We start from the raw sequence: 21,552 nt of genomic DNA, 5'->3' as shown, positions 1-21,552 counted from the left end.
GCTCAAATACATTAATTATTAACGGCAATGCATAAAACGCAAAAGGGTTAACAATTTGGGGGAAAGCACTAATGAAATTTGGTACTTGAAATTATCTTTACTTGTTAGAAAATAAAAGAATATGTCAAGTATTTGGTCAAAAAATCCATACACGGGTGAAAAGTTAAAGGAATATACCAAAGATACCGATTCTACTATCACGGAAAAACTCAAAATAACACAATCGGTTCAAAAGGATTGGGCCAATTTGCCCATTACTGAGCGGTGCAATTTATTGGATTGTGTTTCCGAGTTATTGTTGGAGAGAAAAGAGGAATACGCAAACCTGATAACGTCCGAAATGGGAAAACCTATTTCTCAGAGTATTGCCGAAATTGAAAAATGTGCTTGGGCCTGTGATTTTTATGGCTACAATGCCGAAGATTTGCTTGCCGATGAAATAATAGAAACGGATGCCGAGGAAAGTTTTATAAGTTATGACCCCTTGGGTTGTATTTTGGCGGTTATGCCATGGAATTACCCTTTCTGGCAAGTGATACGTTTTGCAGCACCAACCTTGACGGCTGGAAACACGGGGATTCTTAAACATGCACAAAACGTTCCTGGATGCGCTAAAGCCTTGGAACAGCTTTTTTTAGATGCTGGTTATCCCAAAGGTTGTTTCCAATCCATATTGGCCGGCCATGAGGAAATCGAAAATTTAATTGCCCATAAAACCATTAAGGCTGTTACATTGACCGGCAGTGAAAAAGCCGGTAGGGGTATTGCCGAAACGGCCGGTAAAAATCTTAAAAAAACGGTTTTGGAACTTGGGGGGAACAACCCATGCATCGTATTCGAGGATGCGGATTTGGATGAGTACCTAGAAACTATGTTGCAGGCACGTATGCAAAACACGGGACAAAGTTGTATCGCAGCAAAAAGGTTTATTGTGTGTTCTGAAATTTATGAGGACTTCATAAGTAAATTTATTGCCGCTACCAAAAATCTTAAAGTTGGAAACCCAAAGGATTCCGACACCTATATTGGTGTTCTTGCTCGCGAAGATTTAGCGGAAACCCTAAAATCGCAAGTAGATAAATCCTTGGAAAAAGGTGCAAAATTAGTATTAGGTAATTCTAAGGACGGGGCATATTTTGAACCCACAATACTTACCGATGTTGTACCTGGAATGCCGGCATTTGATGAAGAGACCTTTGGCCCTGTGGCAGCGATTATTAAAGCGCACGATAGAACGCATGCTATTAGTCTGGCCAACCAATCCAGTTATGGGCTCGGTGCCATGTTATTCACTGAGGATATGGAGGCTGCCTTGGAACTGATACCTCAAATTTCCGATGGAGCATTTTTTGTCAATGATATGGTAAAATCTGACCCAAGACTTCCTTTTGGGGGAACCAAGGCCTCTGGTTATGGGAGGGAACTGTCCAGGGAAGGTATATTGGAATTTGTCAACAAAAAAACAGTTTATTTAAAAAATTAAAACCATGAAACAAGGAGAAGAAAATACAGAATTTGTAAAAAACCCTGAAAAGGATAAACAGAAATACATTTTTCAAAAAGACAAAAAAACCAAAATAGGGGCAGCTATCATAATAGGTTTTCTAATCCTCATGATTATTGGGGTTATTGTCAGCGGAGTAGCTTTTGAGTAATAATAATCGGCAATTTCTTTTCAACCAAATCATATACATGACAAATCCCCATTCTATAAAAAGAATTCTAAATAAATTGACAATACCTTTTATGGTTATTGTTGTTTTTTTATTCAGTCATTCCTGTGCCACATTTAAGGAACATCAAAGGATTCCTGCATCCAGTGTCGATGACAATAAGGAAATTATGCACACCTTTTACCTCGCTGGAGGATATGGTAATGTTTCCGAAGCTTCAAACAAAAAGCTTTTAGAGAAATTTAAGTCTGAGATTGGTACAAGCGGAGAAAATAGCACGGTAATTTTTACAGGAGACAATGTGTCCGCCACTTCCAATGCGTGGGAGAAGGATAGTCTGTTAATTTCCGAGCAAATTGGATTGGTTGAAGATTTTAAGGGTAACACGATATTTCTTCCGGGCAATAGCGAGTGGAAAAGTTATGAGCTGGACAAAATGGAAAAAGTGGAAGATTACCTTAAGGAAATAGATCTGGAGGGGATTGAAGTCTTTCCGGAAAATGGTTGCCCTATAGAATATAAGGTAATTAACGACGACTTAGACTTAATATTGATAGATTCCAAATGGTTTATATCAAATTGGTCCAGATTGGTGGATATCAACAAAAAGTGCGATAATATAGTAACCAGAAGGCGCTTCATGGAGGAATTGGAGGGCTACATTAATGATGGCCAAGGAAAGAACATTGTTATAGCCATGCATCATCCGGTAATGAGCAATGGCATATACGCCGGAACGGAATCTTTCAAATCGCACATGACTCCTTTACCGGTTTTGGGAACATTGCGTAACGCGGTAATGGATCTTGGGGCCTTCGATCCTGATCATCTTAATTCCAGAAGATACAATTATTTAAGAATAGCGGTAAGTGCCTTGGCCCAGGCGAATGACCGCATTACTTTGGTTTCAGGACATGAGGAAAATCTACAGTTATTGTCCGGAGGGGGTATTCATCAAATTATTAGTGGCTCCCTCGGTAGTAAAAGTCCAACAAAGATTGAGAAGAACCAAATTACGGCCATCGGGGGCTCCATGGCATATGAAGGTGACTACGCTTATGGGGAACGGGGTTTTGCTAGATTGGACTTTTATGATGATGGAAGCTCTCAGGTAACCTTCATTTCGGAGGATGATTTGGATAATTCCAAAACCTTTGATTTGCTTAAACCCATGGAAGAGGAAAAACAGTTTACAGATATTGATAAGAATATTGGAAAAACCGTTACCACGCCAATTCTGGACAATCCGGAAGATTATGAAAAAAGTGGATTTTATAAGTTTTTATGGGGGGAAAGGTATCGATCTTATTTTGGTAAGCCAGTTAATGCTCCGGTAGTGAATTTAGATACCCTATATGGGGGACTACATGTAGTGAAGGAGGGTGGAGGTCATCAATCTTTCTCCTTGCGATTGGCAGATAAGGATGGTAAACAATACGCCATGCGTTCCCTGAGAAAGAGTGCCTTGAAATTTTTGAAGTTTAAACTACCTGGAATTTCGTATAGTTCCGATGATTATAGGGACACTTGGGCAGAAGAGGTTATATCTGATTTTTTTACGACCGCCCACCCTTATATGCAATTGGTAGTAAACCCACTTGCGGAATCGGTAGGTATCAACCATTCGGATACCGAGTTGTTTTATGTTCCCAGGCAGCCTCAGCTAGAACAATACAATGAAAATTTTGGCGATGAACTTTATTTTATACAAAGACGCCCATCCGATGAGCAATTTAATTATAAGGGATATAGGAGAACAATTGACAAGGTATCGGGTACGGTCAAGGATTTTGAGAGCACAACGGATATGCTCGAAAGAATAAAGCGGGACGAATCCTTTGCAATCGACCAGAAGAATTTCATCCGAGCCCGAATTTTTGATATGCTCATTGGCGACTGGGATAGGCATCAAGATCAATGGCGGTGGATAGAATATGAAACCCCGGATGGTGAAAAGGAATTTATGCCCGTGCCAAGGGATCGCGATAATGTTTTTCCCCGGTTTGACGGAAACGCGATGAAATTGGTAAAACTCTTTGTGCCAACGACAAAAAGATGGCAAACCTTTGATGGAGATATAGACAACGCCAAATGGCAAAATATGGGAGGTAATAAACTGGACAGGGCATTACTTACCAAATATGGTACGGAAGTTTGGGTTGAAGAGGCAAAATATATCCAAGAGCATATGACGCCCGAAGTAATAGAAAATGCTTTTATGCGATTACCTGTCGAGGTAAGGGATGAAACCGCAGAATTTCTTAAGTCCAGTTTGGAAGAACGTTTGAAGACTTTGCCAGAAAAGGCTGGGGAATACGGTGAATATTTGAATAAAGTGGTAGCCATTACGGGAACGGAGAAAGACGACCTTTTTGAAGTACAGAAACTACCAAATGGAGAACTATCGGTGAGGGTCAAAAGATTATTGACCGATGAAAAAAACGAAATCTTCTTCCAAAGAATCTTTAAAGAAAGTGAAACCGAGCAAGTGTGGTTGTATGGATTGGGTGATGATGATATTTTTCAGGTTGCTGGTACTGAGAATCCTGGAATAAAACTGAAGATTATTGGTGGTTATGGTGAGGATATTTACGACATAGAAAATAAAAAGCGGGTACTAATATATGATTGGGAGCACGAGGAGATTCATTTTAAGGATAAAGAACCCAAAACCCAATTGAGTGATATCTACACGACCAATAACTATCATTGGCGTTACTTTAAACCCAATACCAATATTTTGGTCCCAACGACAGGTTTTAGAACCGATGATGGATTCTTCCTTGGAGCTTCAAACACCTATACCAAAAATGGTTTAAATGGCAACGACTTCAGGCAAAGACACACGCTTAAGGCCAATTATTATTTTAATTTCGCAGCGACTGAAGTACAGTATTCCGGAGCATTCGGAAATATTTTCCCTAAATGGAATTTTATTCTAGATGGTTATTACACGAGCGACAGATACGCTAGAAACTATTTTGGAACGGGCAATGAAACGGTGAACAATGAGAATGCCCTAGGAAGGGATTACTATCGTGCCCGATTAAAACAGTTAAAGGCAAGTGCGGGGATTTCCTATTATACCTTAAAAATTAGAGGGTTGTTCGAATCTTTCAAGTTAAACGAAAGTGACCAACGTTTATTTAATCAAAGTAATTTGAGACCGGAACTATTTGAAAACCAGAATTATGGTGGAGCAGAGATTTCAGGGTACTACGATAATGACGATGCTGATGATTTTCCTTCGAAGTCAATATATATCGGTTTGCGATTAGGGTATAAGGCCAACCTAAATCTTCAGGAAAACAATTTTGCCTATGCCTCTTTAAAGCTCGGTTTCAATCACAAGTTAATATCATCTGGCGCCCTGGTTTTGGGTAGTACGGCAGCGTATAACACGGTTTCTAAATCCAACGACATATTCTTTTATCATACGCCTTCTATAGGGGGGGATAACGGACTTAGGGGTTTTAGGGACGAACGTTTTACGGGCAGATCATCGTTCTATCAAAGCACGGATTTGAAATGGAGAATTAAACGCTACGTAACCGCCGTATCACCGGTCATTATTGGTATGTATGGAGGTTTCGATTATGGTAGGGTTTGGAGTTCCAATGAAAGCTCCAATGTTTGGCATACCTCCCAAGGGGGCGGTTTATGGATAAGTAGTTTAAAAGCGCTAACTTTTAACATTGGATATTTCAATTCCAAAGAAGGAAATATGGTCCAAGTAGGATTTTTGGCACCTTTTTAAAATAATATAACTAATACTTCATATGGATTCTATTTTATCAAAAGCGGAAGTTTTCGTGACCCAAAAGTTGGGTAAGGAAATCGATAAAAAATATTTATATCATAATTTAAGACACACTCAACGCGTAGTCAATAGTGCGGCGGAACTTATAGAAGGAGAGGAAGTAGCGGAAAAGGACCAAGAAAAATTGATGGTTGCCGCTTGGTTTCATGATGTAGGGTACCTAAGATCCCATGACAACCATGAAGAGCATAGTTGTAAAATGGCACAGGAGTTTTTGGCGAAGGAAAACTGTAGCGAAGATTTCATCGAAGACGTTTGCAACCTAATATTGGCCACGACTATGAATTATGATCCCAAGAATCCACTTGAGGAAATAATGAGAGATGCCGATTCATCTCATTTTGCCAAAAAAAGCTTCATACAAACTTCTGAGCTTTTACGTGAGGAACTCAAACTTTTAGGATTAAAGGATTGTACCGTTGATGATTGGCGGGAAGAAAATATTTATCTCTTAAGAGTAAAACATAGGTTTTATACAGACCATGCCAAGGAAGAGTGGCAAAAGGCAAAGGACAAGAATATAAGAAGATTGGTAAAGGCCAAGAAAAAAAACAAAAAGCTTATAAAAAAAGAAAGTCTCAAGGCAAAATATAAGGGTCAAATACCGGATAGGGGAGTACAAACATTATATAGGGTAACATTGAGAAACCATATAAAACTCAGCGATATAGCAGATACCAAGGCAAATATACTTTTATCCGTGAATGCGATTATAATTTCACTCTCTTTGGCCAATTTGGTACCTAAACTGGATAATCCATCAAACGACTACCTTATTTACCCTACGTTCATTTTTATATTGTTCAGTATTGTTTCCATGATCATGTCCATTTTGGCAACCAAGCCTAATGTTACGAGTGGAGAGTTTACAGATGAGGATGTAAAAACAAAAAAAGTGAATTTATTGTTTTTTGGAAACTTCCATAAAATGAAGTTGGAAAAGTATCAATGGGCCATAAAGGAAGTAATTAAGGACCAAGATTATATTTATTCTTCATTGACCAAAGATCTATATTATTTGGGAGTTGTTCTGGAAAGAAAATATAGGTTGTTGAGATGGACCTATACCGTATTCATGATTGGTATGATTTTGTCCGTTATCGTATTTGGCGTTGCTTTAAAATTTTACGGGCCGGAGCAGGTAATAGATTTACCGGAAATACCCCAAGAGTGAGATTAATGGGAAAGGTTCAACATGAAACTATCCTTGCACTATAAGATTTCTATGTTTCTGGCTACAAACCAACCCAAGGTCAGTTCATTCTCCTAAAAGGGTTCAGGAACCTTTATAGATGTGGAATTCAAAATATCTGGGGAGAAAAAGATGTAAAGTTTACAAAGAGAGGAAAGGAAGTTAATTAAAGATTAGTTTACGTTAAAGTCCATTCTTTGCCAAAAGAATAATACAGAAAACGATACCAATTGCAGCCACAACTATGGAAAATTTAATGGTGGTTACCAACGTATTGTTAGTTTTCCCATTGGAAGAGTTGTGAGTATCTAAACTTTCTTTTTGCATTACAGTTTATGGTTATTATCGCAAAGGTATTTTAGATTAGTTAAAAAAATTAACTCTTTTAACAAAATTTTTGTTTTAAACGCTTAGGCTTGTTTATTTTTCTATTAGTAATCGATGATGTATGGGGTGCTCGTCTATTGCTATTAAAATTTTTCTTTTTTGGGTTAAAACTAAAAACTACAAACCCATAATTTTAATAGGAAATATGTATTTCCTATGTTTTCACTTATCTATCGCTCTAAGGTTAGGGAAAGTTTGGACCACGATGCCATTCAAGCTTTAATGCAAAAGTCCAGTCGATTTAATGCCCAAAATAAAATTACAGGTTGTTTGGTCTATCATGATAAAAATTTCATCCAATTATTGGAAGGGAATGAAAAAAAGGTAAGAAACCTTTTCGGTAAGATAAGCAAGGATAGCCGGCATAAAGACATTGTGTTGTTGAATTTAGAAGAGAACAATTTCCCGTTATTTTCGAAATTTTCAATGATACACAATAATTTCAAGGACCTTACCGATCAGGTAAGGCACAAAAGAATGCTATTTCACGAGATATTTCACGCTGCGGATATAGTCAGGTCTCCGGGGTCGTCTAAGTTAACACTTTGGGCACAGGTAAATAGTTTATTGAACATAGAGGATAAACACGCTTACAGCAACATGTGATATTATTTGCTAACCATACTAACTTTAGTAGTTCCATTTTAATTATCTTACCCCTTATTTTTACACGATGAAAAAACTTATTCAGATTATTGGAGCCTGGTATGGCGCGAGGAAAATAGGTGGTGGAAAATGTGGATGCATTGGGACCATATTTGTTTTCTTGATTTTGTATTGGATTTTCGGGTATGTACTCAATTACTTTTAAATAGGAATTTGGTTACTAGTCCTCAACCAATACTTCCCGAAGAAGTTTTATTATCTGTTCACTTAAGAAATATATGTAATGATTTAAACAATAAAAGAGCCGAGGTTTACCTCGACTCTTTAAATTATTTATAAGTAGTATAGAATTACTTTTTTTGCATTTCGTCATACTCGAACTTTTGGCCACCTATGGAAAGGTCCGCCATCAAGCCTTTTTTAGGCTTGGTAAATACCGCAACGCCATCTTTATAATTGGCATTTGCTGCTATTCCTTTATCCAGTGCTATTGCGGTAGCATTAGCCGATAGTTCATAGTTCCCGTCCTTAAAATCCTTCAAAGATTCTTCTGTCTCGAAAAATATGATTTCAGTCAATGCCTGTCCTCCTGCTTGAAGTCCGACATCTACTTTTTTTAGGCTGGCCATTCCTTTTGCCATTCCATTTTCATATAGAACACCATTACCGGATGCACCGCCTACGATTAAACCACCTTTTCCAACATTTGGAAAAATAACGTAACCCGTAGAATTATCGAAAAATCGATTCATACCATCCATTTCCTTTAGTTCCATTTTTGCTTTTTCTGCGTCGGCCATTACTTCTTTGTCCTTTTCATTTTGGGCAAATACGTTCGCCGATACTACCAATAATAGGGTAGCTAATATTGTTTTAATTTTCATAATGTGCTTTTTATAATTATACTTAACTTTTTAAGTTATGGACTGTAAATCCTGAGTCCTTGACTCTAACTTCTTTTTTAAGTTAATGGGAAAGAGAAGACGGTCCTGCCGCTATCACTTGGATTCTTGATGCAATAGCTAAATATTTATATTACAATAGGTTATAGTGTTAATTCAATTCCAAATATTAGTATTTATTTAGCACTTTTCCTGAATAAATATTATCGAAAATAAGAATACCAGGGTTATATTTTATTTAAATAGAAAGGATTAATGGATAAAATAAAAAGAGTTCAGGGAATGAATCAATAAACAAACCATTTACGTCACAAATGTTCATTGATTTAGGATAACTTCAAGTAGTTAAACTTATAAAATATTTAAATGATGAATAATGAACAGTTAAAAGGAAAATGGAATCAAGTAAAGGGTGAGTTCAAACAAAAATACGGGAACGTCACCGATGATGATACCACATTTGCTGAAGGTAAATTTGACGAAATGTTGGGTAGACTTCAGGAAAAAACAGGAAAAAGAAAAGAGGAACTCAGGCAGGAAATTGAAACCTGGTAGTCTTTTTTCCAAAAATGTAATAGCCTCTGATTTTTAATCAGGGGCTTTTTTCTGTTAGATATTCGGGGATCATCTGCAATGGGTTATACTTTTTATGCTATTTTTAATAATTCGTAAATGGATGATTTTTATCATACGACTACTCCTTTTTAGTATTTATCTTTCTGATTAACTATATAGAATTTCTAATAATACATATGTGGACCTCAATCATTGTAGGAATTTATATCCTGATTACTTTGTCCATTGTATTGGCTATTATATTACACGGCGCCAGACCCTCCAAAAGCTTGGCGTGGTTGTTGGCCATTTTTGCAATACCCGTTGGAGGTATAGTTCTATATTTTTTATTGGGTAGGAACAGGAGAAAAAATAAACTGGTTCAATTAAAAAAGGACGTGTTCAAAAAGTTCCCTAAACCGGGAATACAAGCGGTGAGTTCCTTTGAGGGTAAATACAGGAAATTAATGACCTTGTTTTACAACAACTCTTTCTTTCCGCCAGTAGGCAATAATGACCTGAAATTATTAAAGGACGGTAAAACTACCTTTGATACCATTTTTGGAGCCTTGGAAAAAGCCAAAAAGGTAATACATATACAATATTATATTTTTGAGGATGGCGAACTGGCCGATAAACTTTTTCGACTGTTTAAACTCAAATTGCAGGAAGGTGTTAAGATACGGATGATATACGATGGTATAGGAAGTTTTACCTTAAGCAGTGATTATTTAAACAGTTTAAAAAGTATTGGGGTAGAAGTATATTCCTTCCTACCTTTTAAATTTGGCCGTTTTTTTTCTTCCCTAAACTACCGAAATCACAGAAAAATCATAGTTGTAGATGGAGAGATAGCTTTTACCGGAGGTATAAACATATCGGATAAATATTTAAAGGGTGAACCTGGATTGGGAAATTGGCATGATATGCATTTGAAAATTGAAGGCCCTGCTGCCCATCATCTAGATCAAGTTTTTTTGATGGACTGGTACTTAGTAAGCGAAGATTTGATAAAACCTCTTAAAAACAAGGAATTGACCTCGAATGATAAGTCCAAAGCACTGGTCCAAATTGTTTCCGGTGGACCTGATGATGATTTTCCAGCTTTAGAGCAAACTTACTTTTCCATTATTAATACGGCAAAAAATTATGTATACATTACCAACCCCTATATTATTCCCAGTCAGGCTATAATTAAGGCGTTACAGACGGCAGCGTTGAGTGGAGTGGATGTTCGTCTTTTAGTTTCGGAGAATGCCGATAATACGCTGGTCAACTGGTCCGTCCATTCTTATTTTGAACTTTTTCTAAAATCGGGTATTAAAATTTATATGTTTCCCGATGGTTTTCTACATAGCAAGGTTATTGTATGTGATGACGCCGTATCTTCTATAGGTACTGCCAATTTGGACGATAGAAGTTTTGAACAAAACTACGAGGTCAATGCCATTATTTATCAGTGCGAATTTGCCGACTTGTTAAAGGCCGATTTTTTAAAGGATAGTGGCTCAAGTAAACTCCTGACCTACGATGAGTTTATTCAACGACCTTGGACAAAAAAATTACAGGAGGGAATAGGTAAAATATTCAGTCCATTATTATAAACTAAGCGCAATACTAAAAATCCTCTATAAAAATAAGGTCTTGCTCTTCCAGGGCGGTCACTACAAGTTTTACATAGTCCTTTATGGCTTTGTTCACATTACTGGGATCCATAATTTCTATAATACCCCGCCAAATCATGGCTCTTTCCTTTCCTTCGCAAATGCAGTAGAGTGTAGTTTCAGCAAAATATATTTTAAAGTTTTCGTAGTAACTATTGTCAAAATAAATACCTTGGTGTTCCAAGTAATCATCGTTAAAACGAACTTGATTGTCCTCCCATTTCGACATGGATTTTAAAAAATTCTCTCGGTTTTCGGAGCCCGTTATTTTGGTAAACAAAATGGCATCAAAACCCTTGTCCAATAAACTTTGTTCAACATTGTCGAGTTCCTTCCCAGTTTGTTTGGAGTCTGTAAAAGCGACATCAAAAACATCCAAGCTTTTTAATGCTTCAACATCCCTCTTTTCAAATTCTTTTTGTAGTTCGTTTTCAAAGGCTGTCCTTGCACTTTTATTTTGCGTCATACCGACCAAAAGTACCTTGTTGGCATGGAATAGTACGGTATCGGGGTCTTTCCAGTTTTCAATTAAGCTTGTGGAAGAACATCCAAAAAGTAAGATTACTGCGATTGTTATTATTTTTTTCATTATTCCTTTCTTAATATTTGGTTCGAATGTATACGTTATAAACAACAATAAAAATGACATTCATCATACGAAAATTATGGTGAGCACATAACCTCTTTAGTGCTATATAATTTTGGTATGTCACAATCCCAGTTTTTGGTATCTCTCAGTTTTACTTTAAATATATCCAATGCATTAGGTTCCCCATGAACAAGGAATATGTTTTCGGGTATATTTTCTATATCATCCAACCAATGAAGAAGCTCATTTTGATCCGCATGGGCCGATAAACTTTCAATAAGATGAACTTTGGCCTTTACCGGATAATATTTGCCGAATAGTTTTAATTCATGCGCTCCTTCCAATAACTGTCTTCCTCTAGTACCTTCTGCTTGGAAACCGACTAAAAGAATATTTGTCGTCGACTTTTTCATCATTTGTTGTAAATAGGTCAACACCCTTCCTCCGGTCACCATACCACTACCGGCTATTATTATTTTGGGTCTTGGGTCGTCAATGGTTTTCCAAGTGTCCGCGTAGGAGCTGATTACATTAAAATGATTTAACATAGCCCTATATTCGGATATGGATAAATTGTGCCAAGAAGGAAAACGCTCAAATACGGAAAGTACATTATTGCCCATGGGGCTATCTACAAAAATTGGAATATTGGGAATCTTGTTTTGTTTGAAAAGCAGCCATAAGATATACATAAGCGACTGTAGGCGTTCAACTGCAAAGGAAGGTATAATTAGGTTTCCCCTTTCTTGAATCGTTTTCTTAATAAGTTCGCTAAGTATTTCGGAAACATCTTCAATTGGGTGAAGTTTATTACCATAAGTACTTTCCAGGAAAAGGTAATCCGCCCATTTTGGACGTTGAGGAGATGCAAGCAGTACATCCTCTTTTCTGCCAATATCTCCGGAAAAAACAAATAATTTCCCAAAAATTTCCAATTCTATAAACGTTGCCCCGATGATATGCCCGTTATATCTAAATCTAAAACGAACGTTTTCTGACAAGGGTTTCCATTCATCCTTCTCACATGGGCTGAATAGGGCAATCGTCTTTTCTGCTTCTTGCACCGTATAGAAAGGTACTGCAGGATGATGTTTACTGTATCCTTCTTCATTTGCGGCTTTGGCTTGTTCTTCTTGTATTTTACCACTATCCAACAGGATTATTTTTGTAATTGCCAATGTTGGGGCGGTAGCTATGATTTTGCCATTAAACCCTTCTTTGAGCAATCTAGGTAAATATCCTGTATGGTCAAGGTGTCCATGGGTTAACAATACGGCATCAACTTTTGAGGTTACTATAGGTAAGTTTTTCCAATTCTGCTCTCTTAGCTCTTTTAACCCTTGGAACATCCCACAGTCTACCATTATATTGACCTCTGGGGTTTCCAAATAAAATTTGGACCCGGTTACCGTACCGCAGGCGCCTAGAAAATGAATTTTTACCTTCTTCATGTTATTAAATATTGCACAATTGCCCTATCTCATCCAAAATTTTGATTTTTCGGGTTTGCGATATCCCGAGGTGATCTAAAAAGAATTTATCCTTGACCAATTGGCGACATAGGACTACATCCCTACTTAAAAGAAATTGTTTTTCCCTATTGCTTAATAGTGATGAGACGGTTATTGGGTATAGGCCTAACCTATCTATCCTGTCTTTTAGACCTTCCTCTTTCGGATAGTCCCAGCTTAATAAATAAAGATTGGAACATTCTCCGTATTTAAGGGCATCTTCAGTAAAGCGGGTATTGGTAACCACCCAACCTTTTTCTAATTTTTTGTTTTCCTTTTTAATGCTTGTCCAATGTGCTTTTACATCATTATATCTAGAATGAATGTATAGCGGGACTTTTACATTACAATTAAGGCCTTTCACATTGTGAAATTTACATTCTATTACCGTAATTCGGTTTTCTTTTTCAGCTAAAACATCGATTTCATGGGTTACGCAGATACCTTGTAAAATGACACCTACTTCCACATGGTACCCTGAGTATTTTAAAATGGCCGCTACAAATCGCTCAAAGGGAAACCCGGTAGGACCCAATTCGTAAATGGCTTTTTTAAGTTTATATTTAGAGGCAAAAACCGACTTTTTACCCTTTAAAAGTGCATACGCTCGGTTGAATATTTCATTAGTGGTAATGCCTTCATAGGCTTCCTCTTTCACCTTTTCAACAATTTCCTCTACCAATTCATGGTCAGCTGAACTTCGTTTTAAAGAATTTCTCAATTTATCCATAGAGAAGCTTACCCGTTCTCCTGAGGATTTCAATACTTCGATATTCGGCCCTTTCATAATTTATTTTTTAATTGAACCTCAAGTTCTGGTATTTTTAAAAGTTGAAGGGTTGTAGAGGCCAAAGTAACCTTGCCTTTAGTTGATCTAATGGTCTTTTCAATATTTGAAAATAACTTGTTTCTTGTATCTCTTCTCAATTTATAGTCTGTAATATATCTAAGGTTTAGCGCAATCCAATTGTCCGTAAGATTCACGGCAATCGTCGGTTCAATAGTTGCATTCTCTATATAATAGCGCTCTACCATTTCTTGCCATTTAGTCTTGGATTTTTGGGAATATTCGGAAAGTAATTCATTGGCTTCTGCCAAAATTAAATCTTTTGCCAGGGTAATATCCGAGTCATAGGTTACAAGGATATTTAGTTCGTCCCAAACAAAGGGAAAATCCATTGAATAATTTTTAATAGGGCCTTTAAAAACGAATGCGTTACTAATCTTGACTATTCTTCCCGAATAGTTGTCACTACTAACCCATTCGCCCATTTCCATAAGTGTGGTGTAGATGCTGTCGATGTCAATGACATCGCCTTTAATATTATTGATTTCTATCCGATCACCGGGCTTGTAGACCCTTACAAAAAAGATATAAAATGAACCTGCAATGCTCAATATCAACTCCTGTAACGTAAAGGTTATGCCGGCAGTGAACAACCCTATAATAATGGTGTAATCCTTAATATCATCTAGGGTAATGGCCATAAATATCATTAGGATAATTAGGAAATAGCCAATTATTTCTACTCCTTTCTGGGCCTTGTATCTAACGGAAGTATCTTCGATTCGCTTTTTGAGCAATTTGCGCAGAAACCCTATAATCAGTACGATCAATAAAATCCATAAACCCAATTTTGTGAATTTAAGTACCGAAGGATTTTCAAAAAGCTTTAAGAATGTTTCCATATAGTTCGCCTTATCTATTATTAAAGAAATCTAGTATTAGTGCCCTTGTTTCATTTTCAGTCATACTATCTGCCTTTTTAACGGCAACGATTCTCTTACCTATTGATGGGTAGTTATCCATCAATTCTTTTCTAAGCTTTTCGTTGATGTCAGCCGGTCCAAAAAGAGCCAAGGAATCTACATCGGAAATAGTATCGGCAATGGTCTTAAAGTACTTCTTAAACTGATGCTTTTCTTTTTCTAAAAAACTTTGCTCGTGTGTAATGTCTTGGGTACCTCCCCACTTAACCCTTGAACCACCTGTGCTGGTTCTATTATAAAAGTCAATTTGGGAATCTACTTTTTCCATACTGTCATTATTATCGCTAACTCTGACTATATATGCTTTTTTACTATCTAACCAAATACCAATATTTTTCATCGCTAAAAATTTTATAGGACCTTATATTCCCTTTACAAAATTGCAAAGGGAATAAAGACCTTTGTTGTTCTTTAATTTAATACTTATCAAATGGTTTGAGTACCTCATTTATCAATCCCTGTTGGGTAGCACAAGAAATGGATTGCTGGTGTACATACTTAAATCCATTATTACCGGTTCGTGTAACAGACGTTCTAAAAAACCTTTTTTAGTATAAACCATTGAAAAGAGGGTAATCTCCCTGTTTTTTATAAAACTGTCTATTACCTTAGCCTTTGAGCTAAATTCATACATGGGTTCAAAGCTATGTTCAACACCCATTAATGACATCTCCAACAGCTTTTTATTGGATTCCTGAGTAGCGTTCAAAAATTCTTCTTCCTTTATATGAAAAACCTTCAATTGTGCATTTAGTACCTTTAGTATTGATAATAAAGGATTCAGTGTTTTCAGGGTACAGCCTTTTTTAAAATCCGTAATAAATGCTATTTCCTTTAATGGTTTATAGGCTACTTCCTTAGGAATAGCCAAAAGGGGGCACTGCTCAAGGGTACTTATAACTTTTAGGGTGTTACTTCCCATAAAGATTTCTTTAGCTCCGGTTTCTCCCTTATTTCCCATGATTACCAAGCCTATCTTTAGGTTTTTGACCATTTGGGTAACTACTTGACCTAGTTTACCTTGCTTTGACAGTATTTTAAAGGCATGGAGGTCGTTTTCAACGTCAAGATTTATTTTGTGAAAGGTTTTTGTTAGGCCTACAACGGACTCCTTCTCCAACTTTTCAATTTTTGACATTTCTCCCAATTCATGCTTAGTTTTCTTTTGGAGCGGTGTAAATCGATCATAAACATTTAAGATATAAAACTCACATTCTTGTTCGGCCCATAATTGGGTTGCATAAAAAAGGGCATTATAGGCCTCATTTGAAAAATCTGTCGCAACCAATATTTTATTGATTTCCATAAATCATTTTTCAGGAATCACCAAGAAAGGAACATTGACATGAAATCCTATTTTTTTAATGGTAGGTTCAATAAATAACCGCTCAAAAAACGTATGTTTATTCTGTATCATAACTAGAAAATCGATTTTTTCTTTCACCTGAAATTTATTGATAGCCGTTATAATTTCGTCACTTTCGACATCATGGAACAATCCATTGTTTCCTAAAAGTGTTTCTAGGGATTTTCGATTTTTAATTTGGGTGGGATTGAGTTTTAGCTGAGTAAAAACATGCATCACATTGATTTCGGACCTATGCTCCTTTACTATTTTTAAAAGAGTTGCTAGTTTTTCCTTTGTAAAGGACACCTCATAATCCGTTGGAAACAAAATTACACTCGGTTCTTCGTATTCAAAGTCTTGTGGTATTGCCAAAACTGGGCATTTACTGTTTTTAAGTACATGTACTGTATTGGTGCCAAGCAATATTTCCTGTGCACCTGTAGCACCTTTGGTTCCCATAATGACCAAATCTATATCCTCCGCTTCTGTGATTTGCGTAACTTCATTGGTTAGCATATTAAATGCTGAATGTGTAACGAAGGTGTGCAAGGGATTTTTAAATTCATTCTCCAGCTTGGACTTTAGTTCCTTTAGATTTTTTTTGGATTCTTCTTTAATAATATCCCCCAAACCTATTTGCCCAGGACTTCCTAAAATATATTCGGTATGATACACCGGCGGCATATAGGTATTTAAAATATAAAATGTACAGTCAACATTCTTATAGAGCGATAATCCATAAGCAATTGCCTTAATTGAGTTATCCGAAAAATCCGTGGGTAAAAGAATACGCGTCATAGCTTCTTACATTTAGATAGTCAAATTAGGCATTCTTCTTCCTAAAAAGTATGACATTGGTCAGTAATTGGTCATTTGAAATTTAGTAACTTGTATATTAAAATGTTAATGAATGAAAAGCTCTTTTAAGAACATTATAGACTCGGAGGTACCTGTTTTGGTAGACTTTTATGCGGATTGGTGTGGTCCTTGTAAGATGTTGACCCCAATACTTAAACAGGTAAAGGAAGATATGGGAGATGGATTAAAAGTCGTTAAGATTGATGTGGATAAAAATCAAAAATTAGCCTCAAAGTATAATGTAAGGGGGGTACCTACCATGATGTTGTTTAAGAATGGTAAACAGTTATGGAGACAATCCGGAGTACTGCAAAAGAATGATATTATCGCTGTGGTACGACAACATTCTTAAGACCTAATTCCTTTTATATAATCTACTTTTCGGGCAGGAATAAAACGGGGATAATGGAATGAAAGGCAATTTTCTTTACAACCGGTTCACCAATGATTTTTTCCCAAAATGTATGTTGATGTCTAATAATTCCCAGAATATCCGACTTCTTATTGGAAACGTATTGTCCAATAGTATACGCCGTACTTGATTTAAAAGGAAGGTCTTGGAATCCATATTCCAATTTGGAAAATCGATGTTCCAATATATCCTTGTTGGTTTGCTGAACCTCATTGAGTTTAAACTCTTCCGATACGTGGACAATTTCAACTTTAGAATTCCATAAATTAGCCAACTCCAATAAAGGATTCAATTCATGTTTGTCATAGGTTCTCATAAAATCCGTTGAGAAAATTATATTCTTCAATTCTTGAAAATTAAAAGAATCCGGTACGGCAAGGACGGGAATTTTTTTAACGGTGTTTAATACTTTAACCGTATTACTGCCAAGAAAAACTTGTTTGGCACCGGTAGCTCCTTGGGTTCCCATGATAATCATATCTATATCCTTTTCAGAAGATACCTTTGTAATAGACTCTTCCAAACTATCTCCTATGGAAATGGCTTCAAAACTGTGCTTGGGATTTTTATGGTGTATTTTCAGATATTTAAGAATCTCGGATAGTTCATTTTCCGAGTTTTTTGAAAGAGAATCATAAATAACGTCCAACCTTTTCTGAACTCTTGTTCCCAAGGGCCTCAGAGCTCCGGGTTCATAGGCATTCAAGATATAGAATTGACACGTTATATTGGCATAAAGCTTTAAGGCCGTAAAGATGGAATTCCATGCATTTTCTGAGAAATCGGTAGGTAATATAATTTTTTTCATGGTTTTAATTTTATAATTATCGAGGTAGGTTTTGTAATACCAAAAATGGAATTACAGGGTTTAATGCAATTTGATCTACGGTAGAGCGGTAAAGCATATCTTCCAAAAAAGAATGGCGGGAGTTTACCATCACCAGCATGTCCATATTATATTCGGCAGTATATTCCAAAATGCCAAGGCCTTTGTTTTTCACTTCGGACCTGTGAAAGGTAAGATTCGCATTAGGAAGAGATTCCTTAAAGAACTTCTTGTTATCCGTTTGTCTATGGCTTAAATCTTCAAAATCAGAAATGTATAAGGAATGAACTTCCGATTTAAACCTAAATGCAATAGTATCCAAAAGCTTTAATTCTCTACGCTTGTAGGGAATCATATAATCAGAAGGGAAAAGAATCCTTTTAGGTTGTACAAATTCTTGGTTATCCGGTATGGCCAGCACGGGACATTTTACATATTTAAAAACTTGCACAGTATGACTTCCAAAAGTTATTTTTTTATCCGCTGTTTGTCCCTTGGTGCCCATGATGACCAGATCAATATTTTTTTCATTTACAACATTGTTTACCCCGTCGACCAAAGGTTCAAAAACGGTTATGAATTCAAAATCATGTCTAGGGTTCTGCCATTTCTCCTTTATTTGTAACACAGTATTAGAAAGTTTTACTTCCGCACGTTTCTTTATTGTTTCCTTTTGTTCTTTAAATGAGTCACTTTCAATAATGTGGTTCGCTTGATATACTTCATCTGCGTAAGCGTGAATCAGGTAGAAATTAGAACGCTCACATTTAACGAGATTTAAGGCAAATGAAATTGCATTGGTGGCGTTTTCGGAAAAATCTGTAGGAATAAGAATATTTTTCATTGCTCTTAATTTTATGCTTTTAAAAATAGCCTATTATGAGTTTGGAGTGTATGACATTTATCATGCCTTAGTTTACATCATAACTAAATCATATTTAATGACATTAATCATGTTTTTTATTGTGTAAGGAAAGTAAGTTTAAGGAAGATATTCTCATTAAACCAAAAGTAGAAATCATGAGCGAAACAATAATTAACAATGGAAATGAAGGAACTATTCACTTTGTGATGAGTGAGGTCTATACCAAACTAGGGGATTTAAAAAACCGAGATAATCGAAAGGATTTCAATAGAGAGCTTTTGCGAATAATACCTAGAGTACACCGATATGTGGCAAATAGATTAAGGATAGCTGTATTGGCGGGGAAATTGAATAAAGGCATGTTCAGTCCCAATGATTTTACCGATCAGTTGTTTATTGAAGTCTATGATAATTGGGATAAAATAAAAAATGAGAAGGATTTACAACCTTTTCTTTTTAAAAAAGTAGATGAATTGCTAGACGACAGTCTTACAGAAGAGGAGTTCGACCATATTTTTTTCGATAATATAGACAGTTACTCCAAACCTGAATGGGACACCATGGAAGAAAAATTTAGTACGGATGGTGATGGAGATTTGGTAATGTTAGAAGAGTTGGACGATAGTTCTTATCCCAAAGATAATTATACCTTAAACCATGTTTTTGTTACTGACGAGGAAAAGGATCTTGCTGAAAAATTGGATAAAAGTTTGGATAAGGAACGTTTAGAAAGACATGTAGATATGGTACTTAGCAAAATGTCATCACCCATGCGGTCCGTATTTCACTTATATAGGGACGAAGGTTTTACATCGAGTGAAATTGCGAAAATAAAGGAAGCTACCCTGAGCGAAGTCGAAGATCTATTAAACAGGGCCAGAAAGCTTTTAAAGGAAAGTTTCATGAAACGTTTTTTAATTGATAGTAATTAAAAGGTGAAGAAGATTGAAGTTACTCTTTGAGTTTAAGCAACATTTACTCCAAATAAGTGTCCAACCAAGGCTGTTAGGCCCATGGCTATTGTACCCCAAAATGTAATTCGGGCAATCGCTTTTCCAATACTTGATCCTCCGGTCTTGGCAGCTAGAGCACCAAGAAGAATCAGGAATAATATGGCAAATCCGTATAGGTAATATTCCATACCCTTTAGAGGAAGAAAGAGCGTTACCAAAAATGGTAGCACTCCGCCTATGGTAAATGCTGCACCAGATGCGAAGGCCGCCTGTAAAGGGTTAGCGGCACTTACGTCGTTAATGCCTAATTCATCTCTCACATGGGCACCTAGGGCATCGTGTTCCGTAAGTTCCTCTGCAACTATAAGTGCCGTTTCTTTTTTAAGTCCTCGGCTTTCATAAATCTGAGCCAATCGTTGTAATTCCAACTCGGGCATTTCCTCTAGTTCCTCTTTTTCCCTTTCAATATCGGCTTTCTCAACATCGGTTTGGGAACTAACGGAAACATACTCACCCGCAGCCATGGATAAGGCGCCAGCAACCAAACCGGCCAAAGTAGCCAGTATTATAGGCTCCCTAAAGTCACTTGCCGCGGAAACCCCTATTGCAATACTTGCCGTTGAAAGGATTCCGTCATTTGCACCAAGTACGGCAGCCCTTAACCAGTTACTTCGATGAATGTAATGGTTATCCAAGTAATTGTCTAAATCATTTTTTTCAGACATAAAATCAACCTTTATTCTTTTAAAGATAGGACAATAGAAGCAATCCTATTCACTAATCTATTTTGAGATCGGCTAAAAACTTCTCTATTTTTTTGAAACCTTCTCTTTTTGCAATTGCCATTGGAGTATCTCCATTTTCCATTTTTAGACTTGGGTCCGCACCATTTTTTATAAGGAGTTGAACAATTTCCCAATTACCACGATGTATGGCGGAATGCAGGGCGGTAACTTGCTGCATTTGAGTAGAATTGACATCGCCCCCTTTTTCAATCAAAAGCTCACACAACGTATAGTTTTCTTTTGCTACTGCCGAATGTAGGGCATTGACCTTGGAAGGATTCTTGGCAGCAAGCCCTGGGTCCGCTCCATTTTCTAATAATAGCTTGGCGATGTCTGTTTGGTCAAAAAAAGCCGCCAAAGATACTGGAGTAAAACCATCGGTAGAATGGTGATTTATTAGGTTTTTATTCTTCCTGAGGCACTCATCTACAACATCGATTTTCCCGGCTATTATAGCTTCATAAAAAGAAAAGGATTTTTTTAGTTCTATGGCTTTTTTTAGGACTTTTGCAGGTCCATTATATGCGATTAACAAAAACCCGGTACTCTTAGTATCATCTTCTAGTTCTAAAATTTCAGGGTTATCCGTGATTATGGAAAGCGCCTTTTCAATTTCTGCCTGTTGTAAATATGTCTTTAATTTTTCTACCATGGTAGACGCTCTTAAAAAGATGTTTTAATAGTCAATTATATAGGTAAAACCTTTAAAATCTTTAGGTTTTGGATTACTAAATTTAGTTAATTATTTATTAGGGCATACTTATGATATATAAAATTCAATTCCAATGTAAAACATTGGAGTTTAGATATTTGGATTATGCTAATTAGATGTTTGT

Annotated in this window: 21 protein-coding genes; 9 read left to right on the top strand and 12 right to left on the bottom strand. The window is 36.5% G+C overall.

Annotation, left to right across the window (positions count from 1 at the left end; translation table 11 throughout):
• Positions 1–121 precede the first annotated feature (121 nt).
• The 5 genes from PP182_RS10030 to PP182_RS10010 all read left to right on the top strand — a co-directional run bounded on the left by PP182_RS10030 (position 122) and on the right by PP182_RS10010 (position 7,678).
• On the top strand, positions 122–1,483 hold the full coding sequence (locus PP182_RS10030; protein ID WP_272651108.1) for an NAD-dependent succinate-semialdehyde dehydrogenase: 1,362 nt from the start codon (positions 122–124) through the stop codon (positions 1,481–1,483).
• A 4-nt stretch (positions 1,484–1,487) separates the two neighbouring features.
• Complete coding sequence (locus PP182_RS10025; protein WP_272651107.1) at positions 1,488–1,655, top strand: hypothetical protein; 168 nt, start codon at positions 1,488–1,490, stop codon at positions 1,653–1,655.
• A gap of 37 nt (positions 1,656–1,692) precedes the next feature.
• Complete coding sequence (locus PP182_RS10020) at positions 1,693–5,430, top strand: ShlB/FhaC/HecB family hemolysin secretion/activation protein (protein ID WP_272651106.1); 3,738 nt, start codon at positions 1,693–1,695, stop codon at positions 5,428–5,430.
• A 22-nt stretch (positions 5,431–5,452) separates the two neighbouring features.
• Positions 5,453–6,667, top strand: coding sequence for a Pycsar system effector family protein (locus tag PP182_RS10015; protein WP_272651105.1), 1,215 nt, complete (start codon positions 5,453–5,455; stop codon positions 6,665–6,667).
• Between the two features lie 561 nt (positions 6,668–7,228).
• Entirely contained in the window at positions 7,229–7,678 is a 450-nt protein-coding gene (locus PP182_RS10010; RefSeq protein WP_272651104.1) for a BLUF domain-containing protein, read from the top strand.
• Positions 7,679–8,028: 350 nt separating this feature from the next.
• On the opposite strand, the gene PP182_RS10005 is transcribed toward PP182_RS10010, so the two are convergent.
• Positions 8,029–8,562, bottom strand: a complete 534-nt coding sequence (locus tag PP182_RS10005) for a lipid-binding SYLF domain-containing protein (RefSeq protein WP_272651103.1) — start codon at positions 8,560–8,562, stop codon at positions 8,029–8,031.
• A gap of 387 nt (positions 8,563–8,949) precedes the next feature.
• On the opposite strand from PP182_RS10005, the gene PP182_RS10000 reads away from it, so the two are divergent.
• A complete protein-coding gene (locus tag PP182_RS10000) occupies positions 8,950–9,135 on the top strand; it encodes a CsbD family protein (protein ID WP_272651285.1) in 186 nt (61 codons plus the stop codon).
• 197 nt (positions 9,136–9,332) lie between these two features.
• Positions 9,333–10,739 carry a cardiolipin synthase gene (gene cls / locus PP182_RS09995; RefSeq protein ID WP_272651102.1) on the top strand — a complete coding sequence of 469 codons (1,407 nt, stop codon included), beginning with the start codon at positions 9,333–9,335 and terminating at the stop codon, positions 10,737–10,739.
• 13 nt (positions 10,740–10,752) lie between these two features.
• On the opposite strand, the gene PP182_RS09990 is transcribed toward cls, so the two are convergent.
• The 7 genes from PP182_RS09990 to PP182_RS09960 all read right to left on the bottom strand — a co-directional run bounded on the left by PP182_RS09990 (position 10,753) and on the right by PP182_RS09960 (position 16,815).
• Positions 10,753–11,388 carry a hypothetical protein gene (locus PP182_RS09990; RefSeq protein WP_272651101.1) on the bottom strand — a complete coding sequence of 212 codons (636 nt, stop codon included), beginning with the start codon at positions 11,386–11,388 and terminating at the stop codon, positions 10,753–10,755.
• Positions 11,389–11,462: 74 nt separating this feature from the next.
• Positions 11,463–12,839 carry an MBL fold metallo-hydrolase RNA specificity domain-containing protein gene (locus tag PP182_RS09985; RefSeq protein WP_272651100.1) on the bottom strand — a complete coding sequence of 459 codons (1,377 nt, stop codon included), beginning with the start codon at positions 12,837–12,839 and terminating at the stop codon, positions 11,463–11,465.
• Positions 12,840–12,843: 4 nt separating this feature from the next.
• Positions 12,844–13,686 carry an ATP cone domain-containing protein gene (locus tag PP182_RS09980; RefSeq protein WP_272651099.1) on the bottom strand — a complete coding sequence of 281 codons (843 nt, stop codon included), beginning with the start codon at positions 13,684–13,686 and terminating at the stop codon, positions 12,844–12,846.
• Positions 13,683–14,588 carry a mechanosensitive ion channel family protein gene (locus PP182_RS09975; protein WP_272651098.1) on the bottom strand — a complete coding sequence of 302 codons (906 nt, stop codon included), beginning with the start codon at positions 14,586–14,588 and terminating at the stop codon, positions 13,683–13,685. Before PP182_RS09975 ends, PP182_RS09980 begins: the two co-directional genes overlap by 4 nt.
• A gap of 10 nt (positions 14,589–14,598) precedes the next feature.
• Positions 14,599–15,009, bottom strand: coding sequence for a hypothetical protein (locus tag PP182_RS09970; protein WP_272651097.1), 411 nt, complete (start codon positions 15,007–15,009; stop codon positions 14,599–14,601).
• 111 nt (positions 15,010–15,120) lie between these two features.
• Positions 15,121–15,975, bottom strand: a complete 855-nt coding sequence (locus tag PP182_RS09965; protein ID WP_272651096.1) for a universal stress protein — start codon at positions 15,973–15,975, stop codon at positions 15,121–15,123.
• Positions 15,976–15,978: 3 nt separating this feature from the next.
• Positions 15,979–16,815, bottom strand: a complete 837-nt coding sequence (locus PP182_RS09960) for a universal stress protein (protein WP_272651095.1) — start codon at positions 16,813–16,815, stop codon at positions 15,979–15,981.
• Between the two features lie 112 nt (positions 16,816–16,927).
• Between PP182_RS09960 and trxA the strand changes: the two genes are divergently transcribed.
• Complete coding sequence (gene trxA / locus PP182_RS09955) at positions 16,928–17,227, top strand: thioredoxin (protein ID WP_272651094.1); 300 nt, start codon at positions 16,928–16,930, stop codon at positions 17,225–17,227.
• Between the two features lie 22 nt (positions 17,228–17,249).
• Here the strand turns inward: trxA and PP182_RS09950 are convergent, their stop codons facing one another.
• Both PP182_RS09950 and PP182_RS09945 read right to left on the bottom strand, forming a co-directional pair.
• Entirely contained in the window at positions 17,250–18,095 is an 846-nt protein-coding gene (locus PP182_RS09950; RefSeq protein WP_272651093.1) for a universal stress protein, read from the bottom strand.
• 16 nt (positions 18,096–18,111) lie between these two features.
• Complete coding sequence (locus PP182_RS09945; RefSeq protein WP_272651092.1) at positions 18,112–18,957, bottom strand: universal stress protein; 846 nt, start codon at positions 18,955–18,957, stop codon at positions 18,112–18,114.
• A gap of 176 nt (positions 18,958–19,133) precedes the next feature.
• Between PP182_RS09945 and PP182_RS09940 the strand changes: the two genes are divergently transcribed.
• Complete coding sequence (locus PP182_RS09940; protein ID WP_272651091.1) at positions 19,134–19,910, top strand: RNA polymerase sigma factor; 777 nt, start codon at positions 19,134–19,136, stop codon at positions 19,908–19,910.
• A gap of 32 nt (positions 19,911–19,942) precedes the next feature.
• Here PP182_RS09940 and PP182_RS09935 read toward each other — a convergent pair whose 3' ends face one another.
• Both PP182_RS09935 and PP182_RS09930 read right to left on the bottom strand, forming a co-directional pair.
• A complete protein-coding gene (locus PP182_RS09935; protein WP_272651090.1) occupies positions 19,943–20,656 on the bottom strand; it encodes a VIT1/CCC1 transporter family protein in 714 nt (237 codons plus the stop codon).
• A 52-nt stretch (positions 20,657–20,708) separates the two neighbouring features.
• The gene (locus tag PP182_RS09930; protein ID WP_272651089.1) at positions 20,709–21,368 is read right to left on the bottom strand and encodes an ankyrin repeat domain-containing protein; all 660 of its coding nucleotides are present in this window, start codon (positions 21,366–21,368) and stop codon (positions 20,709–20,711) included.
• Positions 21,369–21,552: the final 184 nt, after the last annotated feature.

The organism is Maribacter sp. PR1 (assembly GCF_028464145.1).
GTDB lineage: Bacteria > Bacteroidota > Bacteroidia > Flavobacteriales > Flavobacteriaceae > Maribacter.
Note: the sequence above shows the minus strand (reverse complement) of the source record. Positions and strands in the feature narration are given on the sequence as shown.